Consider the following 20,744-nt stretch of genomic DNA (forward strand, 5'->3'; position numbering starts at 1 on the left):
TAAGCTTGCCTCCTTATTCCCTTTTGCCGACGACCACCAACTCTGTTGCTATTCTTCCTCGTCTTTAACTTCTGTGGGTGATGCTGCATCGTCATCCTGAAGCAGTTCCTGTTCCTGAAGGAAACTGAACCACTTGATGACCTTTTTGATATCTCCAACTTTCACTCTGTCGCGATCGTAGTTGGGTAGTATATCGGCAAAATATTCAGTTAGCTCTTCCGTGGGAGCCCCCGTATCAACGGGCGGATTGTCTTCCAGTTGGTCGAGCATATTTCTAAATACAACTCTGAGCTCGGCGGTGTCTCCGTCATCCGTGTAAATACCAATGGACTCCAAAGGTGTGAATTGATGTTTACGCGATGAAGCGAAACGTTTCTTGCCGGTACTCAGATCTTCAATGATCAGGCCGTTATTGCGATTGGCAGCCATTCGGTACAAACCGGGCAGGCCGCTTACCGCCATGATGTTCTCGATCTTCATAGAATGTAGATACGCTTTTTATTTGAACCGCAAAGGTACAAACAAAAAAACGATATAGCCTCAAACGATTGGATTGGAAAATTTAAAAACATTTACCGGGGAGGCAGTAAACTCTTCCGAGCTCCTATTTCAACTAGAGTATCTCTAAAGCTCTGTGTTTCTAAGGTCTAAGATGGTATTAAGGGGGCACGTAGAAATGTAGTCCCTAAATAATTTGATGTAAAATTAAGTCTTTTTTAATTCTGATCAAAGTAATAGGGGGTATAAAATGAGGAATATGTTAAAAAAGCGAAAAATCCACCATAATTCCACCCCAAATAGAAAAAGGTACCATCTCCCCTAAAAGCGGTACTAATATTGCATTAAGCGGTTGATCGCATCCTGTAAACGGGCCGTCGGCAGGAACTGGTTTTCCAGCGCTTTAGCGAAGGGAACCGGTGTATCCAAACTGCCGATCCGGAGCACCGGAGCGTCCAGATATTCGAAGCAATGCTCGCTGATATGGGCCGATATCTCGCCGCCGATCCCGCCCAAAAGCGTGTCTTCGTGCAGGATAATTACCCGACTGGTCTTGCGCACACTGGCCTCGATCGTTTCGTAATCGATCGGCAACAACGTACGCAGGTCGATGATCTCCGCGTCGATATTTTCCCGTTCGCAGTGTTCGGTTGCCCACTGTACGCCGAAACCGTAAGTAACGATGGTCAGTTGTGCTCCGGGACGGGCCACCCGGGCTTTTCCGATCGGCAACTGGTAGTTCTCTTCGGGCACCGGACCGCTCAAACTGCGGTAAAGGGCCTTGTGTTCGAAGTACAATACCGGGTTCGGATCGGCGAATGCCGCCAGCAATAGTCCTTTGGCATCGTAGGGCGTTGCCGGATAAACGATCTTCAGTCCGGGCACATGAAAAAACCAGGCTTCCGTACTTTGCGAATGGTAGGGCCCGGCACCGGTACCCGCCCCCGTCGGCATGCGCACCACTACATCCGCCGGTTGCCCCCAGCGATAGTGCAGCTTCGCCAGATTGTTGACGATCTGATTGAATCCGCAGCTCACAAAATCGGCAAACTGCATTTCCACCATAGCTTTCATGCCTTTCAGGCTCAGTCCGAGGCCGACGCCCACAATGGCGCTTTCGCAAAGTGGCGTGTTCCGTACCCGCTCCGCCCCGAAACGTTCGACAAAACCGTCGGTGATCTTGAATACCCCGCCGTAGTCGGCTATATCCTGTCCCATCAGTACCAGGTCCTCGTGGGTCTCCATGGCCTGGGCCATACCCTCGGAAATGGCATCGATGAACCTTTTTTCACTCCCCTCCCCTCTCAGGTCCGGCTCACTGATCACGGGAGCCGGTGCGTATACATCGCCCAGTTCCTGCTCCAGGATCACTTCTACTTTGGGTGCCTGATCGGCAATTGCCAGTTCCGCTTTGATCTCGGCTTTGATCTCTTTTTCCCACTGCTTTTTCCGGGTCTCGGTCAGGATGCCTTTTTCCAGCAGGAATTGCTCGTAATTAGCAATGGGATCTCTTTCCTCCCAGTAGTCCATCAGTTCCTGGGGTACGTATTTGGTGCCGGAGGCTTCCTCGTGGCCCCGCCGCCGGAAGGTCTGACATTCCAACAGGATCGGTTCGGGGTTTTGCCGCAGTTCTTCGGCCAGGCCGCGAACGGTGCGGTAAACTTCCAGAATATTATTGCCGTCGATCGTCAGGGCCCGCATACCGTAGCCGATACCGCGATCCGCCAGCTTTTCGCAGCGGTACTGCTCCTGGGTGGGCGTACTCAGTCCGTAACCGTTATTCTCAATGATAAAAATGACCGGCAACTGCCAAACGGCCGCCACGTTCAGCGCTTCGTGAAATTCGCCCTCACTGGTACCTCCCTCTCCGGTAAACGCCAGCGCTACTTTCCGTTCCCCCCGGATCTTATGCGCCAGTCCGACCCCGTCGGCCAGGGAAAGCTGCGGCCCGAGATGAGAGATCATACCCACTATGTGGTGCTCCATACTTCCGAAGTGAAAAGAACGGTCCCGCCCTTTGGTAAATCCCAGGGGTTTGCCCTGCCACTGCGCGAACAGGCGGTGCATGGGTACGTCGCGTGCGGTGAATACGCCCAGGTTACGGTGGAGGGTGAAAATGAATTCATCGGGATCCAGCGCGACCGTAGCGCCCACGGAGATGGCTTCCTGTCCGATCCCGGAAAACCATTTGCTGACCCGCCCCTGACGCAGCAGGATCAGCATTTTTTCTTCGATCAGACGGGGAATCAAAAGTTGGCGATACAATTCTAGCAGGTGGTCATCGGATAATGCTCCGGCATCGTACTGGATGGTCGTAAGGGCGGTTTTGGACATTTAATCTGGTTCCTTTGGTTTGGGCAACAAAGGTACGCAGTCTTGGAGATTTTTAGTACACAATTCATTTTTCCCCGACTGAATTACAAAGAGACCGATCTTCCCCGGACCGAAACGATGGCGTTCCGGTTCGGGGGGATCAGTCTCTCTGCAGGCGTCAGCACTTAACCCGATCCGCTATCGCACCAGGGTGAGGTCGCCTTTGAAGATCTGCGATGTGCCATCTTTAAAGCGAACCCTGGTAAAGAAGGCGAATACGGCCGCATTCATCGGCCTCTGGGAATTTTTCCGCCTAAACCATCCGTCCCAGCCAAACTGCGGAACATTTGGTAAGAAGTCCTCTGCGATAAAGACCAGTTCACCCCAGCGGTCAAAGATCATCAGTTCTTCGATCAGTTCTACGTTCTCATTACCGTAGATCGTGAAATAGTCATTTTCTCCGTCTCCGTTTGGCGAGAAGGCATTCGGGATGTATACGCCTTTGGTCCGATCCACATAGATCGTAAGCGACGCACTGCCCTCACAACCCAGGGTATCGATCACCGTAAAGGTGTAGACCTTCGTCGAATCCGGATTAGCGATCGGATCGTAGCAATTTATACAGCTCAGGTTGTTACCCGGTGACCAGAATAAACTGTCGATCATATCATCCATCAGGTCCGTCTGTCCGTTCAACTGAATGAAATCACCCCAGTCGATCTTATCAGTACGGGCCGATACCAGCACCTGGATCGGATCCAGTTCAGCGATCACCAGCGTAGTATCCCACTGACAGCCGACGACATCCTCGATCACAAGCCGGTAAGGACCCGGGGCCAAACCTTCGAATACCGGCTCGGTTGAAAATGGTCCACTTTCGCCGTTTATGGAGTACACGTAAGGCGGCGATCCTCCTTCGACGGCATCCACTTCGATGATACCCGTGTTGGAGTCTGCACAACTTGGTGTGGTCAGCACATTCGCGGAGTTCGGCAACAGTGGTCCGTAGACAAGTATAGTATCCTGATCGGTACAACCGTTACCGACATCAAATACGCTCTGGATGTAAAGACCGGCGCTGCTCACCTCGATATTCTGCACCTGGGTACTACCCACAATGTTACCACCGATGGTGGTCCACTGGTAGGAAATACCCTGACCGGAAGAAGAACGGGATCCGTCGATGATCATCTGGGCCACTCCGCAACTCAGGAGCAGACTGTCCTCCAGTATGGCTATCGGGCTGCCGTCATCTATCGTCACGATCACCGAATCCATTCGATTACAACCGTTGATCGTATCCTGAACCATCAGGTAGTACGTTCCGGCCGTACCCACTTCCGGAGTAAGGGTATTACCTCCGGAGATAATGCCACCGTCAGGCCCGGTCCAGGTGTAAGTGATGTACGGCGCGTTGGAAGCCGCACCTTTCAGAATGGCCGTTTCCTGGTAACAGTTCAGTTCGGCCGGATCACCGGCGTTAGCGGCCGGGTATTCCGTTTTATCTTCCACCAGCAGGCTGTCGATCGCCGGACACCCGTTGATCGTATCGAGTACGCTCAGTACCACCCAACCACCTTCGGTCACCTGGATGCTCTGGCCGTTGCCCATGTACTCGCCGTTTTGCGTCCAGCGGAATTCGTACTGGTCGGCATCACCGTCGGTATTACCGAAGAGGGTGATCACGGAGGTATAACAATCCAGATCTCCCAACTGGCGGATAACGGCCAGCGGTGCCTCGGTATTGACCCCAACGTAAACCTCAACCGGTTCGGATACACAGCCGGTTACCGTATCTTCTACCACCAGCGTGTAGACACCGCCGAAGGAAACGGTCGGGTTCTGCAGATGGCGGTTGGAATCGTTGATACCCGGGCCGCTCCAGGTGTACATCGGATTCGGACTGTTGGTCGATCCCAGCAGGGTAGCTTCGGGCACATCACAGGTGATCAGTCGGTTCGGGCCGGCATCCGCCAGTGGCGGCAGATCACCTTCTTCCACGATCACCGTATCCCGATCCATACAGCCAAATCCATTGGTCACTTCCAGGATGTACATGCCCGCCTGGCTCACGACCGGATAAATGTGATTGCGAGTAGTGGAAGTGATACCCGGACCACTCCATTCGAAGAGGATGACGTCCGCACTGGATCCGCTGCCGTCCAGCGTAACCGTTGGTGCACCGCAATCAAAGGCCGTATCTTCGCCGGCATCCGCTACCGGTGACGGAGCTTCCTGGATATTTATGGAATTGGTGCCTTCACAACCCCGGTCGGAAGTGACCGTTACGGAGTAAACGCCCGGCTCTTCCACGTAAATGCTCGGCGTAGTCGCTCCGGTAGACCACAGATAGCTCACAAAATCACCGTCTACGTATACCGTTGTGCCCTCTCCTGCACAGAGATAAGGCGCACCGACGATGGTCGGGATCAGTTCTGGCAGTACGGTCAGGTTCAGCGTCAGTACGCTATCACAGCCGTTAGCAGCCGCCCCCGGCAGGACGATCTCGTACTCACCGGTCGTGTTGTAGATACGGCCGTTCCAGCTGAAGTTATCACCGGCACAGATCGTGGCTGATTCTTCGTAGGTACCCAACGGCAGGATGATCAACTCGATCTGCAGGATGCTGTCACAACCGTTCGCGGCTCCACCCGGAATTATATCCGTGTAGGTACCGGCCTCGAAGTAGAAACGTCCGTTTACCTCAAATGCATTCCCCTCGCAGATCTCGCCGTAGATCTCATTGATAGCTACCGGCAATTCTTCCAGGGTAAGCACCAGTATACTGTCGCAACCATTCGCAGCGGCTCCGAATAGCGTATCCCGGTACGTACCGCCGGCCGTGTAGGTCGTGCCGTTCAATTCGTAACTGTCGCCGGCACAGAAGCTGGCTGAGATCGGGTTGGTCACCGGCTGGTTCACCTGCAGATTCAGGATAATGGTACTGTCGCAACCGTTGGCCGCACCACCCGGGATCGTCGTACTGTACATTCCGGAAGTCGTGTAAGTATCACTACCGATAGTGTATTCCTCTCCTTCGCAGATCGTAACGTCGATCTCATTGACGACGGCCGTTTCCACTTCCAGATTCAGAATAATGATACTGTCGCAACCCGCGGCGCTTCCGCCCGTGATAACTTCCATATGGGTACCCGGCGTATCGTATTCGTTGCCGTTGATCGTGTAGGGTTCACCTTCGCAAATAGTAGCGTCGATCTCGTTGGTAACGGCATCTTCCACTTCCAGATTCAGTACCAGCAGACTATCACAGCCATTGGCGGCACCGTTGAAGATGGTATCGAAGTAGGTACCCGTTGTCGTATAGACCTCACCGTTGAAGGTATAGGATTCTCCGGTACAGATCTGTACGTTTCTTACCAGTTCTCCGGGTTCGAGTACCTGCAGATCCAGACGGATCAGACTATCGCAACCAGCACTGCTGCCCTGCGGGAACAGTTCGGTGTAGACACCGCTCTGGGTCAGGATCTGTCCTTCAAATTCGTAGCTCTCTCCTTCACAGATAGTCGCGCTAATTTCGTTGATCACCTGATCATTTACCGTCAGGATGAGCGTAGTGGTACTGTCACAACCCACGGCATTGCCACCGGCGAGGAATTCGGTATAGGTACCGCTTTCCGTGTAGGTCTCACCGCCGAATACGATGGATTCGCCTTCACAAATGGAGCGGACGATGGTCGCAGTGGACGGTTGCTGTACCGTCAGGGTCAGTGTAGTTACCACATCACAACCGGAAGGACTGGCACCGATCATGGTATCCCGGTAAACACCGGAATCGCTGAGGTCCACTCCGCCGAAGCGGTAGGTCTCTCCTTCACAGATCTCGGCACTCTCCTCAACCAGCACCACGTCATTCACCTGCAGATTCAGGATCAGCGTGCTATCACAACCGTCGGCACTACCATTCTCGATCACATCGGTATAAGTACCCGGCTGGGAATAGGTTTCGCCATTCAGCGTGTACGTTTCCCCGGCACAGATCGTGGCGTTGATCTCATTGGTGACCGGCTGATTTACGGTCAGCACCAGCGTCACAATGCTGTCACAACCGTCGGCACTGGCCCCGATCAGCGTATGCTCATAGCTACCGGCCGTATCGTACTCTTCACCGTTGAAGAAGATAGATTCACCGGCACAGATCTCGGCATTGACGGTTTCGGTAGCGACCGGTACAACTTCGATGATGATGATGTAATTCACATCACAACCGGCATTTCCGGCATTCATCACTACATCGGTGTAGGTACCAGCCGTATCGTAAGTCTTGCCATTGAACTCGAATACTTCACCTTCGCAAATGGTGGCCTCGATCGTTTCGCCCTCGGATTCGAATACCGTCAAGGTCAGCACGATGGTACTGTCACAACCGTTGGCGGCTTCTCCCGCTAATACTACCGTATAGACGCCATCCTGATCGAATACTTCGCCGCCGACCGTATAGGTCTCCCCTTCACAGATCTCCGCATCCACATTATTGGTTGCCGGTGGTTTCACCGTCAGGGTCAGTTGATTGACGACATCGCAACCGGTCGGGCTACCGCCGATCATCGTATCACGGTAAACACCGGAAGTGGTCAGAGTGCGACCGAAGAAGTCATAAGATTCGCCTTCGCAGATCTCCGCCGTATCGTCGATGAATACCACATCATTGACATCCAGATGAAGGATGAGGGTACTGTCACAACCATCCGCACTGCCGCCGGTCTCACTATCCATGTAGGTACCGGGCTGGCTGTAAGTTTTGCCGTTCAGCGTGAAGGTCTCTCCTTCACAGATCGTGGCGGTAATCTCGTTCGTCACCGGCTGATTTATTTTCAGTACCAGCGTTACGGTACTGTCACAACCCGCAGCGCTTCCGCCCTGGATCGTATGGGTATACGTTCCGGCCGTGCTGTAATCCTGACCGTTGAAACGGAAAGTTTCGCCGGCACAGATCTCGGCGTTGACCGTTCCGGTAGCCAGCGGCACTACTTCGACAATGATCGTGTAGTTGATATCACAGCCGTCAATGCTACCGCCTTCATCTACATCCTGATAGGTGCCTGCAGTATCGTATTGCTTGCCGTTGAATTCGAATACCTCACCCGCACAGATCGTGGCGGTAACGGTTTCGTCTACCGGTTCGTGTACCGTCAGGTTGAGGGTAATGATACTGTCGCAGCTATTCGCCGCCTGACCTTCCAACAGGATGGTATAAGTTCCTTCTTCCGTGAAGTCATCGCCGCCGGCACCGTAGCTTTCGCCTTCACAAATGCTGGCATTGATGATCTGTCTGGCGTTCGGAAGTACATCCAGGGTCAGGATAACGGTACTGTCACAACCGTTAGCGGCCTGACCGGCCAGTACCCGCGTATAGGTACCCGCACTGGTCAGCTGATCGCTTCCGAAGGTATAGGTCTCTCCTTCGCAGATCGTGGCGGAGATCGTACCCTCAGCTTCTTCCAACACCACTACCGTCAGTTGGTAGATCACATCACAGCCGTTAGCGGCTTCACCCGGTTTGGTCTCAAAGTAAGTGCCGGCCGACGAGATCTCTCGATCAAAGAAAGTGACTGACTCACCCGGGCACAGTTCTTCTTCAAGGGTGACCGTTTCATCACATTCATCGGAACAGGATTCCGGCGGCGTTACGGTGAAGTCTACTTTACAGGCAGAATCTGTCTTATCTCTGATCCGGATGGAAACTACGCCATCGGCAATGCTGTACGGACCGAAGGTCTTCACCTCGCCGTAAAGTCCGGATAACAGCGTGTTGTTAAAGATATCCACCTGGCGCCATCCCAGACCGGAAGCATTTTGACCCGTAACGATCACGTCGAAGTAGAAGATATCGTCGGTCGGATCCTCCGGAGTACCGTTGTCCTCACAGCGTTTTTCCAGTACCTGGGCATTGATCTCACATTCGGCACAGGTGGGCGGCGGATCGGTACAGATAGTAGCTGTACAGCTGCCATCCACACGATCGTAAACTTCTACACAAACGCGTCCTCCGGAAATCGGATATGGCCCGATCACATTTACCTGACCGTAAGGATGCAGGCCGGGGAATCCGACAATCCGGTAGCTACCACCGGTATTGATACCCGTCACCTCCGCCAGTACATAGAACTGATCATCACTCGGATCCAGCGGCGTGCCGTTCGGATCACAAGGCGTCGCTACCAGTTCGATATCGATATCGCACTGGAAGGAACAGGCATCCGGCGGCGTTACGGTGATGGTGGATACACAGTTCGGATCCGCACGATCCGTAAATGTGATCGTCACCGCGCCTCCCGAGATCAGATACGGACCAAAATTGGCAGCCGCTCCGTAGGTTCCGTTTGGCGTATTAGGATCTGTGGACGTCCAGCCCTGAATCGAACCATTTGCAGCCTCGACCGTCACCTGGAAGCTAAATGCATCATCGGTAGGATCCAGAGGCGTACCGTTATCGTCGCAAATCGGGCCTTCCGTGAGCACTGCATTAATGTCACAGGTATTGGAACAAGGAGCCGGCGGATTAACGGTCAGAGTCGTAAAGCACCCGGCAAACAGGGAATCGGTGATAATGTGGAAACGAGGACCGTTAACGATCGGGAACGGTCCGAAGACCACTACACTATCGTATTCGGCCGTGGTTCCGTAAGAATCTACCCACCCCTGTGGTCCGGCGGCATTGCCTCCGGAAACGGTGATCTCGTAGGTGTACAGATCATCGTTCGGATTGGACGGCGTTCCGTTGTCCAGACAGGTCACATTGCTGAGTACCGCTTCGATCTCACACTCACCGGAACAAGGCTCCGGTGCCGCGATAGTGATCGTCTCTTCGCAATCCGGATCGACACTGTCGGTGATCACGATGCTTACATCGCCGTCAGCGATATCGTAAGGTCCGAAGGTTACCGGCGTTCCGTAAGCACCGGTGGGCTGACTGGCATCGTTGGATACCCAGCTATCGGACAGGTTACTGCCATCAACGATCAAGGTAAAGGTAAAGATATCGTCACCCGCCGTATAGGGCGTTCCGTTGACATCGCAAAGCGTATCTATCGGCGTCAGCGTGATCAAGCACAGTTCGGAGCAGGTAGCCGGTGGATCAACATCTATGGTGTTGCTGCAGTATTCGAGATCAATATCCGTGATCACCAGGTTGATCGCTCCTCCACTGATCGGGAACGGTCCGAAATCCGCGGCGACTCCGTAGGTACCGGTCCGGCCGTTCTGATCGGTCCATCCGTTAGGATCATCGCCTCCGCCCGTTACCAGGATCTGGAAGGTGAATTCATCATCCAGAGGATCGGAAGGTGTTCCGTTGTCATCACAGAAAGGACCGATCAATTCGATCGCTATCGTACAGGGCTCCGAACAGAACGGTGGTGCGATAACCTCTACGATGACCGGGCAATTATTCGGATCATCGACATCCGTCACCGTAACGGAAAGGTTGCCGTCGATGATATTGAATGGCCCCAGACCGGTTACCGTCTCGTCGTAGGCAGCCGATGGTACGAGCACATCACCATTCAGGGTGGCCGTCCAGTTATCGCCTACATTAACTCCAGTAGCTGAAATATCGAAATAGAACAGGTCGTCATCCGTAATGCCGGGCGTCCCATTGTCATCACAGATGATGTTGCTTACGATCGCTTCGATCGCACAATCTTCAGAGCATGGCGGCGGTGCCGTCACCTCAAAGGAAGTGATACAGTCCGGTTGGTCCGTATCCCAAAGATCGAGATTGAGATCACCGTCACTGATCAGGTAAGGCCCGAGGATAACGGTGGTGTTGTAATCACCGGTCTCTCCGTTGCTGGTAGTCCATCCGTTGCGGAGGCTATCGTTCGTAACCGTGATCTCGAAAGTGAACAGGTCATCCGAAGGATCCTGCGGCGTACCCGCATCATCACAAATAATATTGTCAACAGTAACCTCAATATTGATCACTTCCAGATGTAAGGTCACTATGCTGTCACAACCGATGCTGGAAATGAAGGTCTCGGTATAAGTACCCGGGCTTGAGAGATCCTGTGCGCCTAAGGTGTAACTCTCGCCTTCGCAAATCACCACATCGATCGTTTCTTCCAATTGCGGCAGTACTGTCAGGTTCAGGGTGACGATACTGTCACAGCCCAGCGAGGAGACGAAGGTTTCGGTATAGGTACCCGTTTCATCCAGAGACTGGGTGCCGAATTCGTATACATCGCCTTCGCAAATCTCTTCGTCAATGGTGCTGCTGAGTTCCGGTAGAATCTCCAGATTGAGGGTAACGGTACTATCACAACCGTTGCTGGCCGTGAAGACTTCCGTATAGGTACCGCCAATCGCGATATCCTGACCGCCGAAGCTGTAGGTATCCCCTTCGCAGATCGCTTCATCGATCGTGACCTCGAAGGTTGGCAGTACCGTCAGCGTCAGGGTGACCGTGCTATCGCAACCGTTGCTCGCCGTGAAGACGGCTGTGTAAGTACCATCGGTATCCAGATCCTGACCGTCGAATGTATAAGTCTCTCCGTCACAGATCTCCGCGGCAATGGCTTCTTCCAGTTCCGGCAGTACCGTCAATGTCAGGGTAACCGTGCTATCGCAACCGTTGCTGCCGGTATAAGCCGCGGTGTAGGTACCGTCGGTATCCAGATCCTGGCCATCAAAAGTGTAAGTCTCGCCTTCACAGATCTCCGCGGTAATGGCTTCTTCCAATTCCGGCAATACCGTCAGCGTCAGGGTAACGATACTGTCGCAGCCACTGCTGGATGTAAAGGTACCGGTATAGGTGCCGTCCGCATCCAGATCCTGGCCGTCGAATGTATAAGTTTCGCCTTCGCAAATCTCCGCCGTAATGGATTCGGTCAGTTCCGGTAGCACCGTCAGCGTCAGGGTAACCGTACTGTCACAACCGTTGCTACCCGGGAAGACCGCGGTATAAGTACCATCCGCGTCCAGATCCTGGCCGTCAAACGGATAAGTCTCGCCTTCGCAGATCTCCGCCGTAATAGATTCTTCTAACTCCGGCAGGACGGTCAGGGTCAGGGTAACGGTGCTATCGCAACCGTTGCTCGCCGTGAAGACGGCCGTGTAAGTACCGTCTGTATCCAGATCCTGACCGTCGAATGGATAGGTTTCGCCTTCGCAAATCTCTGCGCTAATGGATTCAGCCAACTCGGGCAGTACCGTCAGGGTCAGGGTAACCGTGCTGTCGCAACCGTTGCTGCCGGTATACGTGGCGGTGTAGGTACCGTCCGTATCCAGGTCCTGACCATCAAAGGTGTAAGTCTCGCCCTCACAGATCTCGGCGGTGATAGCTTCCTCCAATTCCGGCAATACCGTTAGCGTTAGGGTAACGATACTGTCGCAACCGCTGCTCGCCGTAAAGGTGCCGGTATAAGTGCCGGACTCATCCAGGTCCTGACCGTCGAAAGTATAGGTCTCCCCGTCGCAGATCTCCGCAGCAATGGATTCGGTCAGTTCCGGCAGTACCGTCAGCGTCAGGGTAACCGTACTGTCACAACCGTTGCTGGCCGTGAAGGTGCCGGTGTAGGTACCGTCGGCATCCAGATCCTGGCCGTCGAACGGATAGGTCTCCCCTTCGCAAATCTCCGCCGTAATGGATTCCGTCAGTTCCGGCAGTACCGTCAGTGTTAGGGTAACGGTGCTATCGCAGCCGTTGCTCGCCGGGAAGACGGCCGTGTAAGTGCCGTCGGTATCCAGGTCCTGGCCGTCGAACGGATAGGTCTCGCCTTCGCAAATCTCCGCAGTAATGGATTCCGTCAAATCCGGCAGGATTGTCAGCGTCAGCGTAACGGTACTATCGCAGCCGTTGCTCGCCGTATAGGTAGCGGTATAAGTGCCCTCGGCATCCAGGTCCTGACCGTCGAACGGATAGGTCTCCCCTTCGCAAATCTCCGCAGTAATAGATTCCTCTAAATCCGGCAGGATTGTCAGCGTCAGCGTAACGGTACTATCACAACCGTTGCTCGCCGTAAAGGTAGCCGTGTAGGTACCGCCGGTATCCAGATCCTGGCCGTCGAACGGATAGGTCTCTCCTTCACAGATCTCCGCAGCAATAGATTCCGTCAAATCCGGCAGGATTGTCAAGGTCAGGGTGACGGTACTGTCACAACCGTTGCTCGCTGTAAAGGTAGCCGTGTAAGTACCGTCGGCATCCAGATCCTGGCCGTCGAACGGATAGGTCTCCCCTTCACAGATCTCCGCACTGATCGATTCTGTTAATTCTGGTAGTACGGTCAGTGTCAGGGTAACGGTGCTGTCACAACCGTTAGCCGCGGTAAAGACTTCCGTATAGGTACCGTCTGCAGTCAGCGTTTGCGTGCCAAACTGATAATTATAGCCCTCACAGATCTCTACATCGATCGCCTCGGTAAAGGTCGGCAGGATGGTTAGCGTAAGGGTAACGGTGCTATCACAACCATTAGCGGCCGTAAAGACTTCCGTGTAGGTGCCGCCCGTGGTCAGCGTTTGGTTACCAAACTCGTAGCTGTCACCATCGCAGATCTCCGCAGCGATCGTTTCCGTAAAGGTCGGCAGGATCGTCAGGGTCAGTGTAACGGTACTATCACAGCCATTTTCAGCAGTAAAGACTTCCGTGTAGGTGCCACCCGTGGTCAGCGTTTGGTTGCCAAACTCGTAGCTATCACCATCGCAGATCTCCGCCGCAACCGCCTCGGTGAAGGTCGGAAGGACCGTCAGATTCAGGGTCACCGTACTGTCGCAACCGATGCTGGAAGTAAAGGTCTCGGTGTAAGTACCTGGAGTTGAGATATTCTGATTACCAAAGGTGTAGAAGTCATCGTCACAGATCTCCGCATCGATGGTTTCCGTTAGGATCGGCAACACGGTCAGGTTCAGCGTTACGGTACTATCACAACCGTTGGCGGCCGTGAAGACTTCCGTGTACGTACCGTCAGCAGTCAGCGTTTGCGTGCCAAACTCGAAGCTGTCACCGTCACAGATCTCCACATCGACCGTCTCAGTGAAGGTCGGAAGGATCGTCAGATTCAGGGTGACGGTGCTATCACAACCGTTGGCAGCGGTAAAGACTTCGGTATAGGTACCGCCCGTGGTCAGCGTTTGTGGTCCAAACTCGTAGCTGTCACCGTCGCAGATCTCCGCATCGATCGTTTCCGTAAAGGTCGGCAGGATCGTCAGGGTCAGCGTAACAGTGCTGTCACAACCGTTGGCAGCGGTGAAAATCTCCGTGTAGGTGCCGCCCGTGGTCAGGGTCTGCGTGCCAAATTCGTAGCTGTCGCCATCGCAGATCTCCGCCGTAACCGCCTCGGTGAAGGTCGGCAGGACCGTCAGATTCAGGGTCACCGTACTATCGCAACCAATGCTGGAAGTAAAGGTCTCGGTGTAGGTGCCCGGAGTTGAAATATTCTGATTACCGAAGGTGTAGAAGTCATTATCACAGATCTCCGCATCGATGGTTTCCGTTAGGATCGGCAGCACGGTCAGGTTCAGCGTTACGGTACTATCACAACCGTTAGACGCCGTGAAGACTTCCGTGTAGGTACCATCCGTAGTCAACGTCTGCGTACCGAACTCGTAACTATCCCCATCACAGATCTCTGCATCGACCGTCTCGGTGAAGGTCGGCAGGATCGTCAGATTCAGGGTGACGGTACTATCACAACCGTTGGCAGCGGTAAACACTTCGGTGTAGGTGCCGCCCGTAGTCAGGGTTTGTGGCCCGAATTCATAGCTATCGCCGTCGCAGATCTCCGCATCGATCGTTTCCGTAAAGGTCGGCAGGATCGTCAGGGTCAGCGTAACCGTGCTGTCACAACCGTTGGCAGCGGTGAAAATCTCCGTGTAGGTGCCGCCCGTGGTCAGGGTCTGCGGGCCGAATTCATAGCTTTCGCCATCGCAGATATCGGCAGCAACCGCCTCCGTGAAGGTCGGCAGGACCGTCAGGTTTAGAGTTACCACACTATCGCAACCGATACTGGAAGTGAAGGTCTCGGTGTAGGTTCCCGGAGTTGAAATATTTTGATTACCGAAGGTGTAGAAGTCATCGTCACAGATCTCCGCATCGATGGTTTCCGTTAGTATCGGCAACACGGTCAGGTTCAGCGTCACGGTACTATCACAACCGTTAGCGGCCGTGAAGACTTCCGTGTAGGTACCACCCGTGGTCAGCGTTTGCGTGCCCAGCTCGTAGCTGTCCCCATCGCAAATTTCGGCATCAACCGTCTCGACGTAGATCGGAAGGATCGTGAGCGTCAGCGTCACGGTGCTGTCACAACCATTGGCAGCGGTGAATACTTCTGTGTAAGTACCGCCGATAGTCAGCGTTTGCGTGCCGAGCTCATAGCTGTCGCCGTCGCAGATCTCTGCAGTAATCGTTTCCGCAAAGGTCGGCAGGACCGTCAGAGTCAGGGTCACCGTGCTATCACAGCCGTTGGCAGCGGTAAACACTTCGGTATAGGTTCCACCGATAGTCAGCGTTTGCGTGCCGAACTCGTAGCTGTCGCCGTCGCAGATATCGGCAGCGACTGCTTCCGTAAAGGTCGGTAGAATAGTCAGGTTCAGTGTAACTGTGCTATCACAGCCATTTTCAGCCGTAAAGGTCTCGGTATAAGTACCGCCGGTAGTTAGGGTCTGGCTGCCGAATCCGTAGCTTTCGCCATCGCAGATCTCTTCATCCAGTGTTTCTTCATAGGCCGGTAATACCGTTAGATCCAATACCACCAGACTATCACAGCCATTTTCGGCCGTAAAGGTCGCCTGGTAAGTGCCGGTAGTGGTCAGGGACTGATTGCCCAGATTGTAGGTAGCCCCCTCGCAAATGGTCTCGGCGATGTTAACGGTATCCGATTCCAGAACGATCAGGTTGATATTCAGGATCGAATCGCAACCGTTGACTGATCCACTAGGTATGGTATCAGTATAGATACCCGGATTTTCGTAAGTGTTCCCGTTAATGGTCAGGGATTCTCCTTCACAAATGGTCTGATCTATTGTTTCACTTTCCCGGGCGAGTACGGTCACGGCGATCTCATCGGTTGCCTGGCAACCTTCTGCATTCATGTAAATATATCCTACCATGTGCACACCCGCTCCGTTAGCCGCCGGATTAAACATACCATTGGTATTAACGGCTCCGGTCCAGGTTCCACCAGGTTTATCCACAATGATCTGCTGTGGTCCGGCATTAATACAGAGTGGTGCCACCGGTTCAAGACTAACGGCAAGTACACCAATGGTGATCACCTGGGTAACTGCAGTCGTATTTCCACAAGCATCGGTGTAGGTCCAGGTACGCGTGTAACTTCCACCGTTATCGGTATCAATACCGGGAACCGATCCGGAACCATCACAATTGTCCGTCCAAGTCAGATCCGGAGCCGGAAGAACAGCTTCGATACACTCTACGGTAACGTCAGCCGGTGGGTCTTCAAATACCGGTGCGGTCAGATCATTAATTACGATCAATTGCTCGCAATCGGCGGTATTGCCACAATCATCCGTGACCCGGTAAGTGCGGGTTATTGTTTCCGAACAGCTTAGATTATCGGATACATCCTGTACAAAGGTCACCGTTACACTACCACAGTTATCCAGGGCATTGATTAAGGTGATATCCTCCACCGGAACTTCCGCTGAACAGCTAACGGTTACATCGCCCGGACAGTTGACCGTTGGACTGGTGGTGTCCTCGATCGTAATGATTTGCACATCCGTGCCCACATTCTGACATTCATCGGTTACCGTGAAGGTACGCGTGATCACGATCGGGCAGGTGCCTGATTGCGTATCCACATAGGTGACCGTATAATCACAGGCTTCCGTGACCGTCACCCCATAAGTGCCTTCCTGGCCCGTAATGTCCACCGGAGTTTCCGAATAATCGGCAAGGCCGCCGGCAACATCGCAGGCTTCGACCGTATCATCATCCGGAGCCGTCACCACCGGATCGGTCGTATCTCCAATCGTGATGGTTTGTACGTCCGTACCCACGTTCAGACATTCATCGGTTACCGTGAAGGTCCGCGTGATCACGATCGGGCAGGTACCCGTCTGCGTATCGACATAGGTGATCGTGTAATCGCAGGCTTCCGTGACGCTAAGCCCGTACACCCCTTCCTGACCGGTAATATCCACCGGAGTTTCGGAGTAATCCGGCAAGCTGGTAGTAGCGTCACATGCTTCAAAAACCACATCATCCGGAGCCGTTACTACCGGATCAGTTGTATCACCAATCGTGATCGTCTGCACATCCGTACCTACATTGAGACATTCATCCGTCACGGTGAAAGTACGGGTGATCACGATCGGACAAGTACCGGTCTGCGTATCGACATAAGTGATCGTATAGTCGCAGGCTTCGTCTACGGTTACGCCGTAAGTGCCTTCCTGACCGGTAATATCCACCGGCGTCTCGGAGTAATCGGCAAGGCCAGTCGTCACATCACAAGATTCGATGGTATCATCATCCGGTGCAGTAACTACCGGGGCGGTTGTATCATCGATGGTGATCGTTTGCACGTCCGTGCCTACATTCAGACAGTCATCGGTTACTGTGAAGGTCCGGGTGATCACGATCGGACAGGTGCCCGTTTGCGTATCTACATAAGTGGTGGTGTAGTTACAAGTTTCCGTGATCGTCAGGCCATAGGTGCCTTCCTGGCCGGTGATATCGACCGGTGTTTCGGAGTAATCCGTCAGGCCAGTCGCTACATCACAAGCCTCAATCGCATCATCGTCCGGTGCAGTGACTACCGGTGCGGTCGTATCGTCGATGGTGATGGTTTGTACGTCCGTACCGACGTTTAGACACTCGTCGGTTACCGTGAACGTACGAGTAATCACGACCGGACAGCTGCCGGTTTGCGTGTCGACGTATGTTGTAGTGTAATCACAAGCTTCCGTGATCGTCAGGCCATAGGCCGCTTCCTGACCGGTGATGTCTACCGGAGTCTCGGAATAATCACCCAGGCTCGTGCTTGCATCACAGGCTTCGATCGTATCATCATCCGGTGCGGTCACTACCGGTGCAGTCGTATCATCAATCGTGATTGTTTGTACATCGGTGCCGACATTCAAGCACTCGTCGGTTACCGTAAAGGTCCGCGTGATTACGATCGGGCAGCTGCCGGTTTGGATATCCACGTAAGTGACGGTGTAATCACAGGCTTCCGTGACCGTAAGGCCGTAAGCGCCTTCCTGGCCGGTAATATCTACCGGAGTCTCGGAGTAATCCGTCAGGCCGGTCGCTACATCGCAAGCCTCGATCGTATCATCATCCGGAGCAGTCACTACCGGTGCAGTCGTATCATCGATAGTGATCGTCTGCACGTCTGTGCCTACGTTCAAGCAATCATCGGTAACGGTGAAGGTACGTGTGATCACGATCGGACAAGTGCCCGTTTGCGTATCCACGTAAGTCGTGGTATAGTTACAAGCTTCCGTGATCGTAAGCCCGTAAGCACCTTCCTGACCGGTGATGTCTACCGGAGTCTCGGAGTAATCCGTCAGACCGGTCGCTACATCGCAAGCTTCGATCGTATCATCATCCGGTGCAGTAACTACGGGATCCGTTGTGTCTCCTATGGTAATTGTTTGTACGTCCGTACCAACATTCAAGCACTCATCGGTTACCGTAAAGGTACGCGTGATCACGACCGGACAAGTGCCGGTCTGCGTATCGACATAGGTCGTGGTGTAATTACAAGCTTCCGTAATTGTCAGGCCATAATTACCTTCCTGACCGGTGATATCCACTGGCGTCTCGGAATAATCCGGCAAACTGGTGGTCGCATCACAGGCTTCGATCGTATCATCATCCGGTGCGGTGACTACCGGTGCGGTCGTATCATCGATCGTGATGGTCTGCACGTCGGTGCCTACATTCAGGCATTCGTCGGTAACCGTGAAGGTACGTGTGATCACGATTGGGCAGGTGCCGGCTTGCATATCCACATAAGTGACCGTGTAATCACAAGCTTCCGTAACTGTAAGTCCGTAGGCTGCTTCCTGGCCGGTGATGTCCACAGGAGTTTCGGAGTAATCCGTCAGACCAGTTGCCACATCGCAAGCTTCGATCGTATCATCGTCCGGAGCGGTAACTACTGGTGCGGTCGTATCGTCAATGGTGATGGTTTGTACATCCGTACCCACGTTCAAACAATCATCGGTTACCGTAAACGTACGCGTGATCACGATTGGGCAGGTACCCGTTTGCGTATCTACGTAGGTCGTAGTGTAATTACAAGTTTCCGTGATCGTCAGACCGTAAGCGCCCTCCTGACCGGTGATGTCTACCGGTGTTTCGGAGTAATCCGTCAGGCCAGTTGCCACATCGCAAGCTTCGATCGTATCATCATCCGGTGCAGTGACTACCGGTGCGGTCGTATCATCGATGGTGATGGTTTGTACGTCCGTACCTACATTCAAGCACTCGTCGGTTACCGTGAAGGTCCGCGTGATAACCACCGGACAGCTGCCGGTTTGTGTGTCGATATATGTTGTGGTGTAATCACAGGCTTCCGTGATCGTCAGGCCATAGGCCGCTTCCTGACCGGTGATGTCTACCAGTGTTTCGGAGTAATCACCCAGGCTCGTGGTTGCATCACAAGCCTCGATCGTATCATCATCCGGAGCGGTCACTACCGGTGCAGTCGTATCATCAATCGTGATCGTCTGCACGTCGGTGCCGACATTCAAGCACTCGTCGGTTACCGTGAACGTACGCGTGATTACGATCGGGCAGGTACCGGCTTGGGTATCCACATAAGTGACGGTGTAATCACAGGCTTCCGTCACAGTCAGGCCGTAAGCGCCTTCCTGGCCGGTAATATCTACCGGCGTCTCGGAGTAATCCGTCAGGCCGGTCGCTACATCACAGGCCTCGATCGCATCATCATCCGGAGCGGTCACTACCGGTGCAGTCGTATCATCGATCGTGATCGTCTGCACGTCTGTGCCTACTTTCAAGCAATCATCGGTAACGGTGAAGGTACGCGTGATCACTACCGGACAAGTGCCCGTTTGCGTATCCACGTAAGTCGTGGTATAGTTACAAGCTTCCGTGATCGTCAGGCCGTAAGCACCTTCCTGGCCCGTAATATCTACTGGAGTTTCAGAGTAATCCGTCAGACCAGTTCCCACATCGCAAGCCTCAATCGTATCATCATCCGGAGCCGTAACTACGGGATCGGTCGTATCACCGATGGTGATGGTTTGTACGTCCGTACCAACATTCAAGCACTCATCGGTTACCGTAAAGGTACGCGTGATCACGACCGGACAAGTGCCGGTCTGCGTATCGACATAGGTCGTGGTGTAATTACAGGCTTCCGTAATGGTCAGACCATAATTACCTTCCTGACCGGTGATATCCACTGGCGTTTCGGAATAGTCCGGTAAACTGGTGGTCGCATCACAAGCTTCAATCGTATCGTCATCCGGTGCGGTGACTACCGGTGCGGTCGTATCATCAATCGTGATCGTTTGTACGTCCGTACCGATATTCAGACACTCATCCGTGACCGTGAAGGTACGCGTGATTACGATCGGGCAGGTACCGGCCTGGGTATCTACATAAGTGACCGTGTAATCACAAGCTTCCGTAACTGTAAGTCCGTAGGCTGCTTCCTGGCCGGTGATGTCCACAGGAGTTTCGGAGTAATCCGTCAAACCAGTGGCAACATCGCAAGCCTCAATCGCATCATCATCCGGAGCCGTTACTACCGGTGCGGTCGTATCGTCGATGGTGATGGTTTGTACATCCGTACCTACATTCAGACAGTCATCGGTTACGGTAAACGTACGCGTGATCACGATCGGGCAGGTGCCCGTTTGCGTATCTACATAAGTTGTGGTGTAGTTACAAGTTTCCGTGATCGTCAGACCGTAAGCTGCCTCCTGGCCGGTGATGTCTACCGGTGTTTCTGAGTAATCCGTCAGACCAGTTGCTA

General features: G+C 53.5%; 3 protein-coding genes. All 3 read right to left on the reverse strand.

Annotated elements, in window-relative coordinates:
• Positions 1–48 precede the first annotated feature (48 nt).
• The 3 genes from CRP01_RS39595 to CRP01_RS39605 all read right to left on the reverse strand — a co-directional run bounded on the left by CRP01_RS39595 (position 49) and on the right by CRP01_RS39605 (position 20,607).
• A complete protein-coding gene (locus CRP01_RS39595) occupies positions 49–480 on the reverse strand; it encodes a DUF5606 family protein (RefSeq protein ID WP_099155646.1) in 432 nt (143 codons plus the stop codon).
• A gap of 351 nt (positions 481–831) precedes the next feature.
• Positions 832–2,832, reverse strand: coding sequence for an alpha-ketoacid dehydrogenase subunit alpha/beta (locus CRP01_RS39600; protein WP_099155647.1), 2,001 nt, complete (start codon positions 2,830–2,832; stop codon positions 832–834).
• 177 nt (positions 2,833–3,009) lie between these two features.
• A complete protein-coding gene (locus tag CRP01_RS39605) occupies positions 3,010–20,607 on the reverse strand; it encodes a T9SS type B sorting domain-containing protein (protein WP_222845938.1) in 17,598 nt (5,865 codons plus the stop codon).
• Positions 20,608–20,744 lie beyond the last annotated feature (137 nt).

The organism is Flavilitoribacter nigricans DSM 23189 = NBRC 102662, from assembly GCF_002646595.1.
GTDB lineage: Bacteria > Bacteroidota > Bacteroidia > Chitinophagales > Saprospiraceae > Flavilitoribacter > Flavilitoribacter nigricans.

What these genes read in the sequence shown, in the direction of transcription:
- CRP01_RS39595 (WP_099155646.1), bottom strand. Translation starts at nt 480, where the DNA reads ATGAAGATCGAGAACATCATGGCGGTAAGCGGCCTGCCCGGTTTGTAC.
- CRP01_RS39600 (WP_099155647.1), bottom strand. Translation starts at nt 2,832, where the DNA reads ATGTCCAAAACCGCCCTTACGACCATCCAGTACGATGCCGGAGCATTA.